Here is a 19,516-nt window from a genome sequence, read left to right as displayed (position 1 = left end):
GTCACCGGTGACGGAACCTGTTGTCGCCAGCGGGGTCGCGAGCTTCGCCTGGTTGTTGCTCGCGCTGCCCGCGTTCGGTGCGGCGGTGCTGTTGGTCAGTGGCAGGCGCGCCGACAAGTGGGGCCACCTGCTCGGCAGCGCCACGCTGCTGGCGTCGTTCGGCTACGCGCTCGCGCTGTTCTTCTCGACGGTCGGCATCTCGAACGCAGAGGAGCGGGTGCAGAACCTGCACCTGTTCAACTGGATCGACGTCAACGCGCTGACCGTCGCGTTCGGACTGCGGATCGACCCGCTGTCGCTGACGTTCGTGCTGCTGATCACCGGTGTGGGCTCGCTGATCCACATCTACTCGATCGGCTACATGGCGCACGAGGAAGGCAGGCGGAAGTTCTTCGCCTACCTCAACCTCTTCGTCTCGGCGATGCTCCTGCTGGTGCTGGGCAACGGCTTCGTGACCCTGTACTTCGGCTGGGAGGGCGTCGGTCTCGCCTCGTACCTGCTGATCGGCTGGTACCAGTACAAGCCGGAAGCGGCATCGGCGGCCAAGAAGGCCTTCCTGATGAACCGCGTCGGTGACCTGGGCCTCGCCATCGCGATCTTCCTGATGTTCAACAAGCTCGGGACCACGCAGTACACCGAGGTCTTCAGCCGCGTCGGCGAGTTCTCCTCCGCCGAGGTCCTCGCGATCACGCTGCTGCTGCTCCTGGGTGCCTGCGGCAAGTCCGGTCAGTTCCCGCTCCAGGCCTGGTTGCCGGACGCGATGGCCGGCCCGACCCCGGTGTCCGCGCTGATCCACGCGGCGACCATGGTCACCGCGGGCGTGTACCTGATCGCCCGCTCCAACCCGCTCTACAACCTGAGCGAGGACGGCCGCCTGGTCGTCATGATCATCGGTGGCGTCACGCTGCTGATCGGTTGCATCATCGGTTGCGCCTACGACGACTTCAAGAAGGTCCTGGCGTACTCGACGGTCTCGCAGATCGGCTACATGATCCTCGCGGTGGGCCTCGGCCCGATCGGGTACGCGCTGGGCATCATGCACCTGCTGACGCACGGTTTCTTCAAGGCCGGGCTCTTCCTCGGTGCCGGTTCGGTCATGCACGGCATGAACGACGAGGGCAACATCCGCAGGATGGGCGGGCTCTACAAGTTCCTGCCGATCACCTTCGTCACCTGGACGCTCGGTTACCTCGCCCTGATCGGCATCCCGCCGTTCGCGGGCTACTTCTCGAAGGACGCCATCATCGCGGCGGCGTTCACCGGGGAGGGCTGGCGCCCGTACGTCTTCGGCGGCGTCGCGCTGCTCGGTGCCGCGCTGACCGCGTTCTACATGACGCGCCTGCTGATCCTCGTCTTCCTGGGCAAGCCCCGCTGGAAGGAACTGAAGTCCGAGGACGGCCGCGAGTACCACCCGCACGAGTCCCCGCTGACGATGACCGTTCCGATGATCATCCTCGCGGTCGGCTCGATCGGTGGCGGTTGGTTCCTCTCCTCCGGCGGACGTCTGGCCGGGTGGCTGGAGCCCTCGCTGGGCGAGCTGAAGGAAGAGCACGGCGTGATCTCGCACGGCATGGTCGGGATCCTGACCGTCGTGCTCGCCCTCGTCGGCGCCGGTCTCGCGTTCCTGCTCTTCGGCCGCCGCAAGCAGCCGGTCGAGCGTCCGGTGCGCGTGTCCTGGCCGGTGCGCGCGGCCCGTGCGGACCTCTACGGCAACGCACTGAACGAGGCGCTGTTCGCGCGGCCGGGCACCTGGCTCACCCGCGCGCTGGTGTTCCTCGACCTCAAGGGCGTCGACGGTGCGGTCAACGGCACCGCGGCGCTGCTCGGCGGTAGCTCCGGCCGGTTGCGCAGGCTGCAGACCGGGTTCGTCCGCTCCTACGCACTGTCCATGCTGCTGGGCTCGATCTTCGTGCTCGGGGCGCTCCTGGTGGTGAGGTTCTCGTGACCTGGGTTCTGATCGCACTGCTGGTGGTGCCGCTGGTCGGCGCCCTGGTGGTGGCGTTCCTGCGCAAGGACGACAAGAAGGCCAAGCTCGTCGCGCTGGCGTTCTCGCTCGTCGAGCTCGTGCTCGCCGTGCTGCTGTGGGTCGCCTACGACCCGGACGGCGACCGCATCCAGCTCGCCGCCGGCGTGGACTGGATCCCGGCGTTCGGCGTGCGGCTGCAGTTCGGCATCGACGGCATCGCGCTGGTGATGATCGCGGTCATCGCGCTGCTGATCCCGCTGGTGATCGGTGCCGGCTGGACGGAGAAGCTGCCCGCCGGCCGTTCGCAGGGCGGGTACCTCTCGCTGATCCTGATCCAGGAGGCCGTGACGGTCGCGGTGTTCGCCGCCACCGACGTCTTCCTGTTCTACGTGCTCTTCGAAGTCATGCTGATCCCGATGTACTTCCTGATCGGCGGCTACGGCGGCGCGCGCAGGCAGTACGCGGCGGTCAAGTTCTTCCTCTACTCGTTCCTCGGCGGCCTGATCATGCTGGCCTCCGCGATCGGCGCCTACGCGATGGCGTCGGACGAGCTGGGCAAGGGCACGTTCGACTGGGCGACGCTGGTGAAGGTGGTCAGCGACGCCGACTCGACGACGCAGACGTGGCTGTTCCTCGGCTTCTTCCTGGCGTTCGCGATCAAGGCGCCGCTCGTGCCGTTCCACACCTGGCTGCCCGACGCGGCCGCCGAGGCGCCCATCGGCGTCACGGTGATCGTCGTCGGCATCCTGGACAAGGTCGGCACGTTCGGCATGCTGCGCTACCTGCTGCCGATGTTCCCCGAGGCGTCGAAGAACCTGGCGCCGTACGTGCTCGTGCTCGCGGTGGCCGGTGTCCTTTATGGATCGCTGCTCGCCACGGGCCAGCGGGACATGAAGCGGTTCCTCGCCTACGTCTCGATCGCGCACTTCGGCTTCATCGCGCTCGGCATCTTCTCGTTCACGTCGCAGGCGGGCGTGGGCTCGGTGTCGTACATGCTCAACCACTCGATCTCGACCGGCATGCTGATCCTCGTGGTCGGCATGGTGATCGCGCGCGGTGGTTCGTCGCTGATCTCCGACTACGGCGGCATGTCGAAGGTGGCCCCGCTGCTCGCGGGCATGCTGCTGCTGTCGGGTCTGACCACCCTGTCGCTGCCGGGCACGAACTCGTTCGTCTCGGAGTTCCTGGTGCTGATCGGTTCCTTCCCGACGCAGCCGGTGTTCACGATCATCGCGACGGTCGGCATGGTGCTCGCGGCGCTCTACGTGCTGTGGCTCTACCAGCGGATCATGACCGGCCCGCTGCGCGGCGACGCGCTGCTGGGTGCGGCCGCCGGACCGGGTGCGGTTGGCGACCCGGAGAAGAAGACGGCCATCGGCGACCTCAACAAGCGTGAGATCGCAGTGCTGGCACCGCTCGTTGTCATCGTGCTGGCGCTCGGGTTCTACCCGCAGCCGGTGCTCGACGTCATCACCCCGACCGTTGGGGCGACGCTGACCGAGGTCGGCGTGACCGACCCGGTCACCGTGCAGGAAGGCAAGTGACGTGAACCTTCTCGTCGCTCAGGCGCAGACGATCGAGGCGCCGGAGATCGATTACGGCGCCATCGCGCCGCTGCTGATCGTGCTCGGCGCCGCATGCGTCAGCGTGCTGCTGGAAGCGTTGCTGCCCAAGCATCAGCGGTGGGCCGTGCAGCTCGTCCTGACGCTCGTGACGCTGGTCGGTGCCGTTGGCGCGCTGATCGTCTACGCGACGTCGGAGCGTCCCGAGCAGGGCGTGGCGACGCTGGCGGGTGCGATCGCGGTCGACTCGCCGTCGCTCTTCCTGTGGGCCACGTTGCTGGTGCTGGGCTTCGGCTCGGTGCTGCTGATCGCCGACCGCTCGGTGGAGCCCGGTGGCGCGTTCGTGGCGCAGGCCGCGATCCGTCCCGGCACCGTGCAGGACCGCGCGCAGGCGACGAAGACCGGCATGCAGACCGAGGTCTTCCCGCTCACGCTGTTCGCGCTCGGCGGCATGATGACGTTCGTCGCGGCGAACGACCTGCTGACGATGTTCATCGCGCTGGAAGTCCTGTCGCTGCCGCTGTACCTGCTGTGCGGCCTGGCTCGCCGCCGTCGCCTGCTCTCGCAGGAAGCGGCCGTGAAGTACTTCCTGCTCGGCGCCTTCGCCTCCGCGTTCTTCCTGTACGGCGTGGCTCTGCTGTACGGCTACGCGGGTTCGGTGAAGCTCTCGGCCATCGCGACCGCGGCCGGCGGCACGGACCGTTCCGACACGCTGCTGTTCGCGGGCTTCGGCCTGCTGGTGGTGGGCCTGCTGTTCAAGGCCGCCGTCGGCCCGTTCCACGCCTGGACCCCGGACGTGTACCAGGGCGCGCCGACGCCGGTGACGGCGTTCATGGCCGCGTGCACCAAGGTCGCCGCGTTCGGCGGCATCCTGCGCGTGCTCACGGTGGCGTTCGAGAACACGCAGTGGGAATGGCGTGGCGTGCTCTACGGCGTCGCGGTCGTGTCGATGGTGATCGGCGCGATCCTGGGCCTCACCCAGACCGACGTGAAGCGCATGATCGCGTACTCCTCGGTGGCGCACGCGGGCTTCCTGCTGATCGGCTCGATCGCGCTGACCCCCGAGGGCGACAACCCCGGTGTGAGCGCGACCATGTTCTACCTGCTGGCGTACGGCTTCACCACGATCGCCGCGTTCGGCATCGTGTCGCTGGTCCGCAACTCGGACGGCGAGGCGACGCACCTGTCGCAGTGGGCGGGTCTCGCGAAGCGGTCGCCGATCGTGGCGGCCACCTTCACGTTCCTGCTGCTGGCACTGGCCGGCATTCCGCTGACGTCCGGCTTCATCGGCAAGTTCGTCGTGTTCAGCGCGGCGATCGACGCCGGCCTGACGCCGCTCGTGGTGATCGCACTGGTGGCCTCGGCCGTCGCCGCGTTCTTCTACCTGCGGGTGATCGTGCTGATGTACTTCAGCGACCCGGCCCCGGACGGCCCGACCGTGACGGTGCCAGGAGCGTTCACGACGATCGCGATCACGTTGGGTGCCGTGGTCACCTTGGTGCTGGGTTTGTGGCCCACCTTCGTGCTCGATTGGGCGGGTACCGGCACCTTCCTCAGCTAGGTGTACGTAGTCTGCTGGTGTGACCAGTAGCGAGCATGAGGGACCGGGGTTCGCGTTGGTGGACCCCGTGCTCACCGAGGTAGTCCAGGACGGCCTGGCCGAGGTGGAGCGCATCCTGCACGACGTCGTGCAGAGCGAGTTCCACCCGGTCACGGAAACCTCGCTTCACCTTGTGGAGGCGGGCGGCAAGCGGATCCGCCCGCTCTTCACACTGCTCGCATCGCAGTTCGGCGCCGACTGGGACCGGGAGAAGGTCATCAAGGCGGCCGCTGTGGTCGAGCTCACCCACCTCGCGACGCTCTACCACGACGACGTCATGGACGAGGCGACCATGCGCCGCGGAGCGGTCTCCGCGAACGTCAAGTGGGACAACAGCATCGCGATCCTGACGGGCGACTTCCTGTTCGCCCACGCGTCCCGGCTCACCGCCGACCTGGGCACGGAGGCGGCGCGGATCATCGCGGAGACCTTCTCGGTCCTGGTGACCGGTCAGATGCGCGAGACCGTCGGCCCGCAGCCCGGCGAGGACCCGATCTCCCACTACCTCAGGGTGATCGAGGAGAAGACCGGCGTCCTGATCGCCACCGCCGCCAGGTTCGGCGGCATGTTCTCCGACGCGACCGACGAGCAGACGGACGCGCTGCGCCGCTACGCCGAGGTGATCGGGGCCGCGTTCCAGATCTCGGACGACGTGATCGACATCGCGTCGCCGTCCGTGGAGTCGGGCAAGACCCCCGGCACCGACCTGCGCGAGGGCGTCAAGACGCTGCCGATGCTCTACGCGCTGGCCGACCCGTCCGAGACGCGGCTCGCCGAGCTGCTGGCGGGGCCGATCACCGATGACGAGCTGGTGGACGAGGCCCTGACGCTGCTGCGCAAGTCGTCCGGCATGGACAAGGCCCGCGAGACGCTCGACGACTACGCGGACCGGGCTCGCACCGAGCTCGGCAAGCTGCCGGAGTGCGCCGCCCGCGACGCCCTCGAGGAGCTCGCCACCTACGTGGTGGAACGCTCCCGCTAACTGCTCGCTGACCGCACGCGGGGACCTTTCGTACCGTCATGCAGTACGAAAGGTCCCCGCGTGCGGTTCGTCAGCCCGTCGACCGTGAAGATCGCGAGCGCCAGCCACACCAGTGCGAACCCGATCCACCTGCTGGGCGGCATCAGCTCGTGCACGACGAACACGCCCCAGGCGAACTGCAGCACCGGAGCCAGGTACTGCAGCATGCCCATCGTGATCAGCGGGACCCGCTGCGCGCCCGCACCGAACAGCACCAGCGGGACCGCCGTGACGATGCCGGTGCTCAGGATCAGCAGCGTGTGGCCGGTGCCCTCGGTGGTGAACGTGTTCGCGTCGCCGAGGACGAGCAGGTAGACGAGCGCGATCGGGGCGATCACGGCGCTCTCCGCGGTGAGGCTGGTGATGGAGTCCAGCGGCACCTTCTTCTTGAGCAGGCCGTAGACGCCGAACGAGAAGCCGAGGATCAGCGAGATGATCGGCAGCCTGCCGTAGTCGACGGTGAGCACGATCACAGCGACGACGACCACGGCGATCGCTACGGTCTGCGGCAGCCGCACCCGCTCCTTCAGGAAGATCATGCCGAGCGCGACGCTCACGAGTGGCGTGATGAAGTAGCCGAGCGCGGCCTCCACGACGTGGTGGGCGTTGACCGCGTAGATGTAGGTGCCCCAGTTCACCGTGATCAACGCGGCCGCTGCGGTAACGATCAGCCAGCCTTTTCCGGATAGTTCGAGGAAAGGGCGCCACCGTCGGAGGATCATGACGACGATGGCGAGCGTGACGAACGACCAGACGATCCGGTGTGCGAGCACCTCGATCGGCTGGGCGGGTACGAGGAGTGGCCAGTACGCCGGGAACAGGCCCCAAAGGACGTAGGCGAGTGCGCCGTAGGTGATCCCTCGCCCCTGGGTGTGAACTTCTGGCGAAGTGATGGCCGAGGTTGTCAGAGGGGGCACAAAATCCCACTCTACGCTGGGCTTTCCACCCGTTATTTGCGCTGAACGGCGTAGTGACGGAGCATCATCAAAGGCACTGTAGTTTGGCCGTGCTCACCCTTCCGAGTGAGTGGGGTCGGTGTGGTCGTAGAAGGGGCTTACCCGTGAACATCTTCGGGCAGGTCTGGCTGTGGAGCCTGCTGTCCTTCGTTGCGGGAGTACTGCTCACCTGGTTGGTGATGGTGCGCCCCGCACGAAAGCAGATTGCCGACCTGGATGATCAACTTCTCGACGCGCGAAGGTCGGCTCCACCGATCGCGGCGCCCGCTCCCGTCGACGACTTCGTGGTCGACGAGTGGGACGCGCCGCCGAGGTCGCTGAGCGACGAGGTGCTGACGCCGCCGGCGCCCGTGCCCGCGCTGCCGCCGGCACCCGCGCCGTACGCGGAGCCGCCCGCCTACTTCGGTGAGCCCGTGCCGGCTCCCGCACCGGCGCCGCTCCCGGTTCCGCCGCCTCCTGTCGTCGAGGACACCAAGCAGTACGAGCACTCGACGTACGAGCAGGTCGCCCCGTACGAACAGGACAAGTACGAGCAGTCCACGTACGAGACCGCGACCTTCGAGGCCCAGCCAGAGGTCGAGGAGGAGCCGGCCTCGCCGGTCCGCCAGTACCTCGAGCCAGAAGAGGCCCAGCGCCGCTTCGAGGAGCAGCTGGCCGAGGAGAAGGCACGCGCCGAGGCCGAGGACGACCGCCCGCGATCGCTCTTCGAGCGGCTGGGGCCGGAGGACGTTCCCGCCGAGACCCCCGCGGAGCAGACGACGGTCCTGTCGCAGTCCGGCCTCGAGGCCGCGGACTTCGACAACGAGCCGGAGCTTCCCGCCGAGACGACGTCGTACGTGCCCACGGTCGAACCGGTCGCCGAGCCCGGTGCCCCGGCCGCGCAGCCGACCGCGGGTCCCGAGGTCGACGAGCAGGGTGACGACTTCATCTACCAGCCCCGCGAGGTCTGGGCGCAGGACGAGCCCGAGACGTTCCTCGACGAGGCCGCCGAGCAGGAGGACGAGCCCGCCCGCACCCGTTCCGAGCAGACGACGTTCATCGCCGTCGAGCAGGGCGGCTGGCCGGACAACGACCTCACCGGCGAGTACCCCGGCATGCGGGACGAGATCTCCGGCCAGCTGGACGGGTTCTCCGAGCCCCGGCACGAGGTGGAGCCGGAGTCGCCCGCCGAGCAGACCGGGCTGATCGAGCCGATCGTCGAGCCGGTCGACCTGGACGCGCCGAGCGTGCGCAACGGCGTCTTCGAGTCGACGCTGGCCGAGGAGCAGTCGTTCACGGAGCCCGACGCCGAGCCGGAGCAGGAGTCCGCGCACGCGCTGCGCGAGGAGCCTGAGCCGGAGCAGGCCGACGAGCCCGAGCAGGTCTTCGAGCCCGAGCAGGCCTACGAGCCGGAGCAGGTCTTCGACGAGTTCGTCGAGCCGGAGGCCACCTACTCGCAGTCCCTGTTCTCCCAGCCCTTCTCGACCCCCGGTGCCCCGCCGCCCGCGCCGTTCTCGGCGTTCGAGCCGCGGGTCGAGACCGACGAGGTCCCGGAACGCACCCCGCGTGCGGTCGGTGCCGCGTTCTCGCACGGCACCGAGGTGCCCGCCGCCGCGCCGCCGGCCCCGGTCGCCGAGCACCGGCGTTCGCTGTTCGAGCCGCTGCTGGACGCCGACGAGCCGTTGCCGGCGCTCGGCCAGACCCGCACGCTCCCGGACACGAGCAACGACCAGCCGTTCGTGCCGAAGTTCGTGCCGAGCAACGAGCCGCTGCTCGCCGCCCCGCCGGAGCCGGAGCCCGAACCGGTCGTCGAGGACCTGCCGCAGCGGCACACCGAGGCGGGCCTGCCGATCCGCGAGGCCCGTCGCACCACGCCGCAGCGTCAGCAGAGCTTCCCGGCGTTCTCCGCGTTCGAGTCGCCGAAGCAGGAACCCCAGCCCACCCCGGCGGCGGCACTGCCGACGCGGCCGCGTCCGGTCGGCTTCTCGCCGTCCACCGGCGGCCGTCCGAACGGAACGCCCGCGGCACCGTCGTCGGGGGCGCGGTTCCAGCAGCCGGAGGGCTTCAACCCGCGCTCGCCGTTCGGTCCCGGTTCGGTGCTGCCGAAGTCGGACGGCCACGCGCCGGCCGCGGACTTCGCGGTGAAGGCCACGCTGACCGGCCGCCGGTACTACTCCGAGGGTTCCGCGAACTTCGGGGACACTCGGGCGGACGTGTGGTTCCGCACCGAGGCGGACGCCGAGAAGGCCGGTTTCCGCCCGGCACCCTGATCGATCACCGCCAAATGGAACGCTGTTCTGGCTGCGGATGACATGCGTCGATAGCTTCGACGCATGTCATCCGAGCTGGCGAAATCCCAGATCTCATCGACCATCGTGGACTCGATCGAGAATCTGAAGGGCACCCACCACGGCTTCCGCCGCGCCCACGCCCGAGGCTTCGTCTACGAGGCCCTGTTCACGCCCAACGACGCCGCCGCTCCGTTCACGACCGCCCCGCACCTGCAGGGCGCGCCGGTCCGCGCGACCGTCCGCTTCTCGCACACCGACGCGAACCCGCACGCGTTCGACAGCGACCGTTCGGTGCGCGGGTTCGCGACGAAGTTCCACCTCGCCGACGGCACCAACACCGACCTGGTGATGGTGAACGTGCAGCGGTTCGTCGCGGCGACGCCCGAGGCGTTCGTGGAGTTCATCAAGGCCGCCAAGGCGGACACCGACGCCCAGGACCCGTCCGTGCCGCACATCAAGTCGTTCGTCGGCGCGCACCCGACCGTCGGGCCCGCCCTCGTGGCGGCCAAGACCATCGCGATCCCGGCCAGCTACGGCACCACGCAGTACTGGGCCATCCACGCGTTCCTGTGGCGTGACGCCGCCGGTGTGGTGCGCCCGATCCGCTACTCGTGGGTGCCGGAGGCGGGCATCGTCGACGCCGCCGACCCCGCGTCGTGGACGCCGCACCACCTCACCGAGGAACTGCGCGACCGGCTGCCGATCTCGTTCGTGCTGCGCGTGACGTTCGGCGAACCCGGCGACCCGACGCACGACTCGACGGTGGCGTGGCCGGACGACCGCCGGTCCGTCGACGTCGGCCGGATCGAGATCATCGGGGAGGCGCCGGACCAGGAGTACTGGCAGTCGCAGGTGTTCGACCCGACCTCGCTGGTCTCCGGCATCGAGCTCTCGGACGACCCGGTGCTCGCCGCCCGCAGCACGATCTACGCGGTCTCGTACGACCGCCGCTCGCACCAGAGGTGAGCAAAAGGCCCCCACCGCGTTCGGTGGGGGCCTTTCGCCGGGCTCGTGGTCAGCCGACCACGGTCCAGGTGTCCTTGCCGTGCAACAGCTTGCTCAGGTTCGCGGCCTTGGCGTTCTTGGCCTCGTTGACCTGCGCGCGCACCCCGTCGTCGTACGTCGGACGGTCCGCCCGCCGGAACACACCCGTGACGGTGTGCGTGAGGTCCTGCGTCGACAGCCGCGAGAGCGCGAACGACAGGTTCAGGTCCGACGCGTCGTGGATGACGACATCACTCGCGTCCACGTCCGCCGACTTGGCGACCGCGAGCCCGAAGCCCTCGCGGATCACGCAGTACTCGCCCTCACGACCGAACCGGATCGGCTCGCCGTCGACGACGTTGATGATCCGCCGCTGTGCCTCGTCCGCGTCCTTCAGCACGTCGAACGCGCCGTCGTTGAAGATCGGGCAGTTCTGGTAGATCTCGACGAGCGCCGACCCGCGGTGCTCAGCGGCCTGACGCAGCACCGAGGTGAGACCGGCCTTGTCCGAGTCCATCGCGCGACCGACGAACGAGGCCTCCGCGCCCAGCGCCAGCGACACCGGGTTGAACGGGTGGTCGACCGACCCGAGCGGGGTCGACTTGGTGACCTTGCCCGGTTCCGAGGTCGGCGAGTACTGGCCCTTGGTGAGGCCGTAGATCCTGTTGTTGAACAGCAGGATCTTGAGGTTCACGTTGCGCCGCAACGTGTGGATCAGGTGGTTGCCGCCGATGGACAGCGCGTCACCGTCACCGGTCACCACCCACACGCTCAGGTCCGGCCGTGCCACGGCGAGACCCGTGGCGATGGCCGGCGCACGGCCGTGGATGGAGTGCATGCCGTACGTGTTCATGTAGTACGGGAACCGGGACGAGCACCCGATGCCCGAGACGAACACGATGTTCTCGCGCTTGAGACCCAGCGACGGCAGGAACGACTGCATGGTGTTGAGCACGATGTAGTCGCCACAGCCGGGGCACCAGCGAACTTCCTGGTCCGACTTGTAGTCCCTGGCCGTCTGCTTCTCGTCAGTGGTCGGAACCCCGGTCAGGCCGGGGAGTCCGATGTCGATCGCAGTCACGCCGACACCCCCTTGATCACGTCAGCGAGCACGTCCTGCAGCTCTTCCGCCTTGAAGGGCAGGCCCTGCACCTTGGTGTACGACACGGCGTCCACCAGGTACTTCGCCCTCAGCAGCAACGCCAGCTGGCCGAGGTTCATTTCCGGCACGATGACCTTTTCGTACGACTTCAGCACGTCGCCCAGGTTCTTGGGGAACGGGTTGAGGTGCCGCAGGTGCGCGTGCGCGACCGGGAGGCCGAGCTTGCGGACCCGGCGCGCCGCCGCGCCGATCGGGCCGTAGGACGAACCCCAGCCGACGACCAGGACCTTCGCGTTGCCGTCCGGGTCCTCGACCACGACGTCCGGCACCTCGATGCCGTCGATCTTCGCCTGGCGCAGGCGGACCATCTTGTCGTGGTTCTCGGGGTCGTAGGAGATGTTGCCGGTGATGTCCTGCTTTTCCAGACCACCGATGCGGTGCTGCAGACCAGGGGTGCCCGGCACGGCCCACGGACGGGCCAGCGTCTCCGGATCACGGGAGTACGGCTGGAAGTTCTCCGGGTCGGTCGCGAACTCGACCGTGAGGTCGGGCAGCGTCTCGACGTCGGGGATCATCCACGGCTCGGAGCCGTTCGCGATCGCTCCGTCGCTCAGGAACAGCACCGGCGTGCGGTACTTCAGCGCGATCCTGGTCGCGTCGACCACGGCGTCGAAGCAGTCCGAGGGGGACTGCGGCGCCACGATCGGCACGGGCGACTCGCCGTTGCGGCCGAACATCGCCTGCAGCAGGTCGGCCTGCTCGGTCTTCGTCGGCAGACCGGTGGACGGGCCACCGCGCTGCACGTCGATCACGAGCAGCGGCAGCTCGGTCATCACGCCGAGGCCGATGGTCTCGGACTTCAGCGCGATACCGGGACCGGACGTCGACGTCACGCCGATCGCACCGCCGTAGGACGCGCCGAGGGCGATGCCGATGCCCGCGATCTCGTCCTCCGCCTGCACGGTGGTGATGTCGAAGTTCTTGTGCTTGCTCAGCTCGTGCAGGATGTCCGACGCCGGCGTGATCGGGTACGTGCCGAGCACGACCGGCAGTCCCGACAGCTGCGCCGCCGCGACGATGCCGTACGCCGTCGCCGTGTTGCCGGTGATCTGGCGGTACGTGCCGACGTTGAGCTTCGCGGGCGCCACCTCGTAGGTGACCGCGAAGGCCTCCGTCGTCTCGCCGTAGTAGAAGCCTGCGCGGAACGCCAGGACGTTGGCCTCGGCGATGTCGGGCTTCTTCGCGAACTTCTCGCGCAGGAACCGTTCCGTGCCTTCGGTCGGCCGGTGGTACATCCACGACAACAGGCCGAGCGCGAACATGTTCTTCGCGCGTTCGGCGTCCTTCTTGCCGAGGCCGGTCTCTTCGAGAGCACCGATGGTCAGCGTCGCCATGGCGACCTTGTGCACCTGGAACTTCTCGAGCGAGTCGTCTTCCAGCGGGTTCGAGTCGTACCCGACCTTGGTCAGGTTCCGCTTCGAGAACTCGTCGGTGTTGACGATCAGGATGCCGCCGTCCGGCAGGTCGACGACGTTGGCCTTGAGCGCGGCGGGGTTCATCGCGACGAGAACGTCGGGACGGTCGCCGGGCGTCAGGATGTCGTAGTCGGCGAAGTGCAGCTGGAACGACGAAACGCCGGGCAGCGTGCCCTGTGGTGCGCGGATCTCGGCGGGGAAGTTGGGCTGGGTGGCGAGGTCGTTGCCGAACGCCGCCGCTTCCGACGTGAACCGGTCTCCGGTGAGCTGCATGCCGTCACCGGAGTCGCCGGCGAAGCGGATCACAACGCGATCCAGCTTGCGAGTCTCAGTGCTCATTCCTACGCCGATACCTCTCTCCAAGGGTGGCCGTGCCCCACCACGAGGGTAGTCGCCAGGACCGCCTGCGAGACGGGCCGTGTACCACCAGGCGAGACGAACTGTCCCATCTGCCGCACCGGGTCCTTAACTAGACGGTAAGCACAGCGCTACCAGCGGATACCCGAATGCGGCGGACGTCACCCTCGATACCTGTTACCCAAGGTAACACCTAACGTCCGCTGATCCGAGCCTTCATCGCGGCAAGCCTCGCAGCGAACTCTGGAGTGTCGATCGAAACCACCTGTGGTGCGAGCTCGGTCTCGACCGCCTCCGCGTGGTCGTCGAGAACATCGGTCACGCGCATCGTGGCCTTGATGGTCCGGACGAGTTCGCCTGGTGCCTCAGCAGCGGCCCTCGCCAGCTCTTTGGCCGCTGCCACCGGATCTTCGGCGGTCGCGTAGACGAGCCCCTTTTCGAGCGCCTGGCCGGCGTCCAGGATCTGCCCGAAGAGCGTCATGGCCGTCGCGGTCTGCCGGTTCGTGATCCTCTGCAACATCCACGTCATGCCACCGCCGGGGTGGATGCCGAGCTGCAGGAACCGGGCGTCGAACCGCGCTTTCGGCCCGGCGATCCGCACGTCGGCGGCCAGCGCGAGGTTGAGCCCAGCCCCGACCGCAGCACCGTTGACCGCGGCGATCGTCGGGATCTTCGCGTCGGCCACCGCGAGAAAGCCCTGGTAGATCTTCCTGAGGCCTTCGTCCTTGGAGTTGCCGAGCTGCGTGAGGTCCGCGCCGGCGCAGAACGCGGGCGGCGCCCCCGTGATGATCAGCGCGTTGGCTTCTCGTTCTGCTTGGGCGACCTTGTCCGCGAGCTCCTGCGACAGGTCGATGGTCAGCGCGTTGCGGCGCTCCGGGTCGTTGATCGTGATCACCGCGACGGACTCGTCGTACTCCAGCAGAACCTCAGCCATGGCCCGAACCCTAGGGCGCGAGCGGCCGGTCCAGGAGCCGGGACAGCACAACCGTGGACACCGTCCGATCGATGATCTCCACAGCCCTGAGGCGCTCCAGCGCCGTCTCCAGGTGATGGATGTCCGCCGCCCGCAGGTGCACGATCGCGTCCGCAGCCCCGGACACCGTGTAGGCAGCACTGACCTCCGCCATCGGCTCGAGCCGGTGCTGGATGTCGTGCGGCGCGACGTTCCCCTTGCAGTGCACCTCGACGAACGCCTCGGTACCCCACCCGAGCGCCTCCGGGTCCACCACCGCCGTGAACCCGCGGAGCACCCCGCTGTCCAGCAGTTTGTCCACCCGCCGCTTCACCGCGGGGGCACTCAGCCCGACCTCCTTCCCGATCTCCGCGTAGCTGGAACGAGCGTTGGCCATGAGGCACGAAATGATTCGCTGGTCGATGCTGTCCACACGCAACATTCTGCCCTAGTTAACGCAATGTCGCGGCGTTGATCGATGGTCTAACCGCCGTTTACATTTCGATCCATGACCGTATCCATCTCCGGGCCCGGCGAGCCGATCACGCTGGACATCGCCACGCCCCTAGCGCCGACGCGCATGCCGACCACCCGTCGGTACCTCATGTGCCCGCCGACGTACTTCACGGTGGAGTACGCCATCAACCCGTGGATGGATCCCACCCAGCCGACCAGCACGTCCCTGGCCGTAGAACAGTGGACCGCGCTGAAGGAAACCTACGAACGCCTCGGCCACGACGTACAGGTCATCGAGCCAGTCCCCGGCCTGCCCGACATGGTCTTCTCGGCCAACAGCGGCACCGTCATCGACGGCCGAGTCCTGGGCTCCCGCTTCCGCGCGGCCCAGCGCTCAGCCGAGGCCGACCACTTCCGCCGCTGGTTCCTGTCGTCGGGCTACAACTCGGTCGTCATGCCCACCGCGGTGAACGAGGCAGAGGGCGACTTCACCTGGACCGGCTCGTTGTTGCTGGCCGGCACGGGCTTCCGCACCGATCCTCACGCGCACGGCGAGGCCCAGGAGGTGCTGGGCGTCCCGGTCGTGTCCCTGCAACTGGTCGACCCGCGCTTCTACCACCTCGACGTGGCCCTGTTCATGCTCGACGACCAGTCGCCCACCCCTCTGGTCGCCTACTACCCGGAGGCCTTCTCCCCGGGGTCGCAGCAGGTGCTCCGCCGGCTCTTCCCGGACGCTGTGATCGCCAACGACGATGATGCCGTCTGCCTGGGGCTCAATGCGGTGTCCGACGGCAAGCACGTGGTGATGCCGGTCGAGGCCACTCACCTCGCCGAGCAGGTGGCACGGCGCGGGTTCGAGCCCGTGCTCGTGGACATCTCGGAGCTGCGCAAGTCGGGCGGCGGCCCGAAGTGCTGCACGATGGAACTGCGCGGCTAGACCTCGCCCACGCAGTGCCGTTCCGCTGTTCCTGCGTCGAGGCCCGAAATGCCGGTTGACCTGCTCGGATGCTGCCAACGACGTCAGCGCCGCAGGTCACCGTCTGCCGCTAACTGCGGCCTTCTGCGGCTGTCTCTGGAACATGTGTGGAACAAGAAGAGCCCTCGGCGATTAACTCGCCGAGGGCTCTCTGTCTTTCCTACCTGCAGCTATAGCTTCCTTCAGGTCGCCATTCGCCGTGAGTGGATGAGGCCGCATGACTTGCTGGTACGCTGCTCTGTTCTCGCTTCTGCGGCAGCTGTGTTCCTGGGCAAGTCCGCAATGACACACGATGTTGCTTCATCGGCTGGACGGCGGGCGGGCTCATCCGTCAACCTGTTGTTAGGGCAGATCAGTTCGTGACTGACCTCAATGTCCCTCACTCCACCGAGTGAATGCAATAGTCTCGCGAAAGGGATCCTGGTTGAGAGTGTGTGAGGTAGCTCGGCGACGGAAAGCGTTTAGGCTGTGAGGTAGGAGCAGATAGGTAGTCCAATCTTCTTCGTCCACTATCGACGGGTTGCTCATTGCGTTGCTCAGCCGGAGTGTGATGACTTTTTTGCTTGGATTGGAACGGCACTTTCATTGATGGTGGCGGTCAAGCTGTTGACTGCTCGATTCGTGAGGCATCGACAAAGGTTATGACTGCAAAGCGCGGCAGGAAGCGCAATCCCTTGCCTGAAGGGCTTGACGGGCCCACCATGCAAATCCTGACGGAGATGCGTGCAGCCGCTGATGAGTGCGGCATCTCGTTGCGTGGGGCCGAGGCAGTGCTTCGCATGTCTGGTCGCTGTTCTCGTGGCCCCGTTGAGCGACTCCTGTCGGGGAAGGTCAGCCCGATCGGTAAGTCGTACGTGGAAGCGTTTGTTGAAGGCCATGGTCTCGATTTGGAATATTGGCTATCCCGCTACCAGTCATATGTTCATGAGTCCAATGCTTTGGCGCGTAGGGATGTTGTTCGTGCGGCCGCCACGCGGGCGATTTCTGCTGCCGTGACGAACTCCATCATTGCGGTCATGTTCGCGGTTTCTGTGGGTGTTTCGACGACGTCGGTCGGAATTTCCAGGAGTTGGGTTAACGAGATTACAAATATACGCCTCGGAACGAATTCCATGCGGTTCGGGTAAGGCCGATTCTCGGCAGTGTATTTGTTGGGATTAGGTAGACTGGTGTGTTGTTGTAGGTGGCATGGATACCTGGGGGTCCAATTTTCGGAGACAAGCTGCCATTCTTATTTCGCAGGGGTTTGCGTTAGGTTTATTAATTCGAATTTCTCGCTATAAGTCTTGTGAGCTTGGGTGGTGCATGCAGATGGTGCATCCAGGCCCGGCTCTGTGTGAAAGGGGACAACCTTGCCGAAGCCCAAGCCGCTGTCCGCGCTAGGAGACCCTGGTTGGTCGCCTACGCCCCAGGGACAGCCGCCTGATGACTCGAAGTGGGTGCTTTGGCTGGCGATTGCGACCCTCGCATCGCTAGGGATCGGAGTCGTGGCTGGTGTCCTAGACAGGCAGAGCGGTAAGCCGGTCTCGGAGGCCGTGTTGACCGGCGGTCTCTACTTCGCTGGTGCTTTGACGCTGGCTTTGCTGATCATGAGTTTCTTTCGTGGGCGCTAGTAGCGAGCTGTCGTATCCGATGAATGCGCACCAGGGACTTGCGAGGCTGGCAGCCGCGACGAGCGAACCTACGACGCAATCAAGATAGCGTCGATCTTCTGGTTCGACTTCTCCCGCTGCCCGTCCAGCACCTTCGCGTGGACCTTCAACAGAACGTCGACCGTGTGGCCAGCCCGCTCCGCGACCTCAGCCGGGGGTAGGCCGGCCGCAAGCCACGTCGAGACCGCCGCGTGCCGGAGCGAGTAGGGCGTGTCCGCCAGCGGCGACTCGAACTGCTCTGGTGATAGCGCGAGCTCACGCACGCGCCCCCACTCGTGGGTGTAGACCGTCGCGTTGATCGGTCCGCCGCTGATCGTCCCGCGGAACAGCCGCCCATCTGGCGTGGTCCCGAAGGTCTCCAGGTGCCACCGGAGGATCGCCGCCAGCACCGGTGGAATCGGCACGCATCGGACGGCACCCTCAGCCTGCCGCTTCAGCGAGCGCGTCTCCCACAACTCGCCGGAGTCGGTGTACCGCCCGTTCGCCCGCGAAGCCGACTTCTCCAGGACGAGTTCACCCCAGCCGGTCTCAGGCAGCTTGCAGTCAGGCTCCCGCAGCCGGTTGACCTCACACGGCCGCAGAGCCGCGTAGTACATCGTCGCGAAGAACCCGTACAGGTAGTCGTACTGTCCGGTCGTGGTGCCCGCGTAGGTCACGGCCGCGAGGCACTGGCGACCTTGAGCCGGGTTCACCACCGATCGCGGGTCAACCTCACTCGTGCCCCGTTTCGTCGAGGACTTCAGACCGGTCACCGGATTCGCATCAAGTTCGCCGACGTCGACCGCGAACCCGAGCAGGTGGTGAAGCACGCCCCGCCGAGTTCGTGTCGTCCAAGCCGCCGCAGCCTTGCCATTGAGGTTCCGGCCAAGCGACCGCAGCAGCCGACCAGTCTCGATCTTGTCGGCGAGTTCCCGAACCAGACGCGAGTTCGCCTCGATCCAGCCTGCCGCGTCCTGCTCTGCACCCGACAACGACCGGTTCCGCGTGTTGTCCGGCAGGAGACAGGTCGTCAGCACTCGTCGGAGCACCCGAACCGGAGGAGCGCCTTTCTGCGTCCCCACGAACGCGGCCACCGGGATGGCCAAGGTGTCGACGTAGCGCTTCCGCGTGTTGGGCGCCGCCTCCTCCCACGACTCGCTGATGAACTCCTGTGCGAGCTTCAACAGCGACCGCGCGGACTGCTTCTTTACCTCCGATTCCGGCAGCCCCGTCGTGATGTCGAAGGCTTCGCCCTTCCTGACGAACTGCTTCAGATCGGAGCGCCGGTTGTCCGCGAGCGCCTTGGACTTGTACCACTCCGAGTGCTGCTTTCCGGCCGTCGCCCGGCGGACCCCGTACGGCTTCGGACGGACCTTCCCGTGGGCGTCCGGCTTGAGAACCTTCAGCGCGTAGATGCTGACCTTGTATGTGAGGTTCACGCGGCATCACTCCGCAGCCCGAGCAGCCACGCGGCGAAGTCAGCGCCGGAGATACGCAACGCCCCGTTCCGCATCTTGTGCACGACAGGAGCGGCACCGGGAATCTGCCGCCACTTGTAGAACGTGTCCTTCGAGATGCGCATCCGGGCGCAGAACTCGTCGGCTGTCATGAAGTCGTCCGGGTTAGGCAGCTTGGACATGGTGAGGTCCCCCCTCCTGTTCGTACTTGCGTAGGCGTTGAGCTCGGACCCGTTCGGCGATGCCGGCTGCGAGTTCGCGTTCCGCGTCGTTGTCGTAGCCGGATCCGGCGTACTGCCAGTCGTTGACGACGACCACGGCCGCGGGATCGAGTTCGAGCCGCTCGAACATTTCGAGCGTGCGGAACGTTCTGCGCTCCTCACGGATGGCGCGGAACGTGGTCGAGTAGTGCTTGGACTTTGTGAGGAAGTGGCCGCGAAACCCGAGCATGTGCGCCCACTTGCGCAAGTTCAGTTCCTCGAAGTCGGCCAGGACGCCGAGGTCCCAAGCCGTTTGCACCATCCGTCGGTGGTGTTCGGAGATCTGGAGGATGTCGATGTCCAGCTGGGAGCGGATCGGCCGGTCCGCTGTGTACGTGACGGCAGCCAGGATCTGCCGACCCTGTTTCGGGTTGAGCAATCGCGCGCGGGGCGGTATCTACGACTGCTGGGGTTGTCCCGTTGGCTTGCTGGATCAGGCCGTCGCGGTCGTCAGGACACTGCGAACCAGCTGATCTGTGTGGCAGCCGAGT

The 19,516-nt window shown here is 66.9% G+C and carries 16 protein-coding genes and 1 pseudogene; 9 read left to right on the top strand and 8 right to left on the bottom strand.

Annotation, left to right across the window (positions count from 1 at the left end):
- Window positions 1-7 precede the first annotated feature (7 nt).
- The 4 genes from nuoL to ACSHWB_RS11065 are packed head-to-tail and all read left to right on the top strand — an operon-like array spanning window position 8 to window position 6,110.
- Window positions 8-1,945, top strand: a complete 1,938-nt coding sequence (gene nuoL, locus ACSHWB_RS11080) for an NADH-quinone oxidoreductase subunit L (protein WP_439661960.1) — start codon at window positions 8-10, stop codon at window positions 1,943-1,945.
- Entirely contained in the window at window positions 1,942-3,510 is a 1,569-nt protein-coding gene (locus ACSHWB_RS11075) for an NADH-quinone oxidoreductase subunit M (RefSeq protein ID WP_439661959.1), read from the top strand. The genes nuoL and ACSHWB_RS11075 overlap by 4 nt, the downstream gene beginning before the upstream one ends.
- A gap of 1 nt (window position 3,511) precedes the next feature.
- Window positions 3,512-5,089 (top strand): NADH-quinone oxidoreductase subunit NuoN, encoded by a 1,578-nt coding sequence (nuoN, locus tag ACSHWB_RS11070; protein ID WP_439661958.1) that lies wholly within the window; start codon window positions 3,512-3,514, stop codon window positions 5,087-5,089.
- Window positions 5,090-5,144: 55 nt separating this feature from the next.
- Window positions 5,145-6,110 carry a polyprenyl synthetase family protein gene (locus tag ACSHWB_RS11065; RefSeq protein ID WP_439664567.1) on the top strand — a complete coding sequence of 322 codons (966 nt, stop codon included), beginning with the start codon at window positions 5,145-5,147 and terminating at the stop codon, window positions 6,108-6,110.
- Here ACSHWB_RS11065 and rarD read toward each other — a convergent pair.
- Entirely contained in the window at window positions 6,107-7,066 is a 960-nt protein-coding gene (gene rarD, locus ACSHWB_RS11060; RefSeq protein ID WP_439661957.1) for an EamA family transporter RarD, read from the bottom strand. The genes ACSHWB_RS11065 and rarD overlap by 4 nt on opposite strands.
- A gap of 143 nt (window positions 7,067-7,209) precedes the next feature.
- Between rarD and ACSHWB_RS11055 the strand changes: the two genes are divergently transcribed.
- Both ACSHWB_RS11055 and ACSHWB_RS11050 read left to right on the top strand, forming a co-directional pair.
- Window positions 7,210-9,354: a sunset domain-containing protein gene (locus tag ACSHWB_RS11055; RefSeq protein ID WP_439661956.1), complete on the top strand. Its 2,145-nt coding sequence runs from the start codon at window positions 7,210-7,212 to the stop codon at window positions 9,352-9,354.
- Between the two features lie 63 nt (window positions 9,355-9,417).
- Window positions 9,418-10,341, top strand: a complete 924-nt coding sequence (locus ACSHWB_RS11050; protein ID WP_439661955.1) for a catalase family peroxidase — start codon at window positions 9,418-9,420, stop codon at window positions 10,339-10,341.
- Between the two features lie 49 nt (window positions 10,342-10,390).
- Here the strand turns inward: ACSHWB_RS11050 and ACSHWB_RS11045 are convergent, their stop codons facing one another.
- The 4 genes from ACSHWB_RS11045 to ACSHWB_RS11030 form a co-directional block, all read right to left on the bottom strand.
- The gene (locus tag ACSHWB_RS11045; RefSeq protein WP_439661954.1) at window positions 10,391-11,440 is read right to left on the bottom strand and encodes a 2-oxoacid:ferredoxin oxidoreductase subunit beta; all 1,050 of its coding nucleotides are present in this window, start codon (window positions 11,438-11,440) and stop codon (window positions 10,391-10,393) included.
- Window positions 11,437-13,275, bottom strand: a complete 1,839-nt coding sequence (locus tag ACSHWB_RS11040; protein WP_439661953.1) for a 2-oxoacid:acceptor oxidoreductase subunit alpha — start codon at window positions 13,273-13,275, stop codon at window positions 11,437-11,439. The genes ACSHWB_RS11045 and ACSHWB_RS11040 overlap by 4 nt, the downstream gene beginning before the upstream one ends.
- Window positions 13,276-13,486: 211 nt before the next feature.
- Window positions 13,487-14,227, bottom strand: coding sequence for an enoyl-CoA hydratase (locus ACSHWB_RS11035; protein ID WP_439661952.1), 741 nt, complete (start codon window positions 14,225-14,227; stop codon window positions 13,487-13,489).
- 10 nt (window positions 14,228-14,237) lie between these two features.
- A complete protein-coding gene (locus ACSHWB_RS11030) occupies window positions 14,238-14,678 on the bottom strand; it encodes an Lrp/AsnC family transcriptional regulator (protein WP_065921141.1) in 441 nt (146 codons plus the stop codon).
- A gap of 147 nt (window positions 14,679-14,825) precedes the next feature.
- Between ACSHWB_RS11030 and ddaH the strand changes: the two genes are divergently transcribed.
- Together ddaH and ACSHWB_RS11020 are read left to right on the top strand one after the other, a co-directional pair.
- Window positions 14,826-15,638: a dimethylargininase gene (gene ddaH / locus ACSHWB_RS11025; RefSeq protein ID WP_439664566.1), complete on the top strand. Its 813-nt coding sequence runs from the start codon at window positions 14,826-14,828 to the stop codon at window positions 15,636-15,638.
- Window positions 15,639-16,240: 602 nt separating this feature from the next.
- Window positions 16,241-16,804, top strand: a complete 564-nt coding sequence (locus tag ACSHWB_RS11020; RefSeq protein WP_439661951.1) for a hypothetical protein — start codon at window positions 16,241-16,243, stop codon at window positions 16,802-16,804.
- 554 nt (window positions 16,805-17,358) lie between these two features.
- Here ACSHWB_RS11020 and ACSHWB_RS11015 read toward each other — a convergent pair.
- The 3 genes and pseudogenes from ACSHWB_RS11015 to ACSHWB_RS11005 form a co-directional block, all read right to left on the bottom strand.
- Window positions 17,359-18,747 (bottom strand): tyrosine-type recombinase/integrase, encoded by a 1,389-nt coding sequence (locus ACSHWB_RS11015; protein WP_439661950.1) that lies wholly within the window; start codon window positions 18,745-18,747, stop codon window positions 17,359-17,361.
- Window positions 18,744-18,947 carry a helix-turn-helix transcriptional regulator gene (locus ACSHWB_RS11010; protein WP_439661949.1) on the bottom strand — a complete coding sequence of 68 codons (204 nt, stop codon included), beginning with the start codon at window positions 18,945-18,947 and terminating at the stop codon, window positions 18,744-18,746. The genes ACSHWB_RS11015 and ACSHWB_RS11010 overlap by 4 nt, the downstream gene beginning before the upstream one ends.
- Window positions 18,931-19,353, bottom strand: a pseudogene (locus tag ACSHWB_RS11005) (replication initiator); the annotation flags it as partial. The gene ACSHWB_RS11010 and the pseudogene ACSHWB_RS11005, both read right to left, overlap by 17 nt.
- Between ACSHWB_RS11005 and ACSHWB_RS11000 the strand changes: the two are divergent.
- Window positions 19,316-19,498 (top strand): DUF6196 family protein, encoded by a 183-nt coding sequence (locus tag ACSHWB_RS11000; RefSeq protein WP_439661948.1) that lies wholly within the window; start codon window positions 19,316-19,318, stop codon window positions 19,496-19,498. The pseudogene ACSHWB_RS11005 and the gene ACSHWB_RS11000 sit on opposite strands and share 38 nt — an antisense overlap.
- Window positions 19,499-19,516: the final 18 nt, after the last annotated feature.

The organism is Lentzea sp. HUAS TT2 (assembly GCF_051853195.1).
GTDB lineage: Bacteria > Actinomycetota > Actinomycetes > Mycobacteriales > Pseudonocardiaceae > Lentzea.
Note: the sequence above shows the minus strand (reverse complement) of the source record. Positions and strands in the feature narration are given on the sequence as shown.

Excerpts from the sequence above, each read along its gene's own strand:
- ACSHWB_RS11050 (WP_439661955.1), top strand. The coding sequence starts at position 9,418 with ATGTCATCCGAGCTGGCGAAATCCCAGATCTCATCGACCATCGTGGAC.
- ACSHWB_RS11040 (WP_439661953.1), bottom strand. The coding sequence starts at position 13,275 with ATGAGCACTGAGACTCGCAAGCTGGATCGCGTTGTGATCCGCTTCGCC.
- ACSHWB_RS11035 (WP_439661952.1), bottom strand. The coding sequence starts at position 14,227 with ATGGCTGAGGTTCTGCTGGAGTACGACGAGTCCGTCGCGGTGATCACG.
- ddaH (WP_439664566.1), top strand. The coding sequence starts at position 14,826 with ATGCCGACCACCCGTCGGTACCTCATGTGCCCGCCGACGTACTTCACG.
- ACSHWB_RS11010 (WP_439661949.1), bottom strand. The coding sequence starts at position 18,947 with ATGTCCAAGCTGCCTAACCCGGACGACTTCATGACAGCCGACGAGTTC.
- ACSHWB_RS11000 (WP_439661948.1), top strand. The coding sequence starts at position 19,316 with ATGTCGATGTCCAGCTGGGAGCGGATCGGCCGGTCCGCTGTGTACGTG.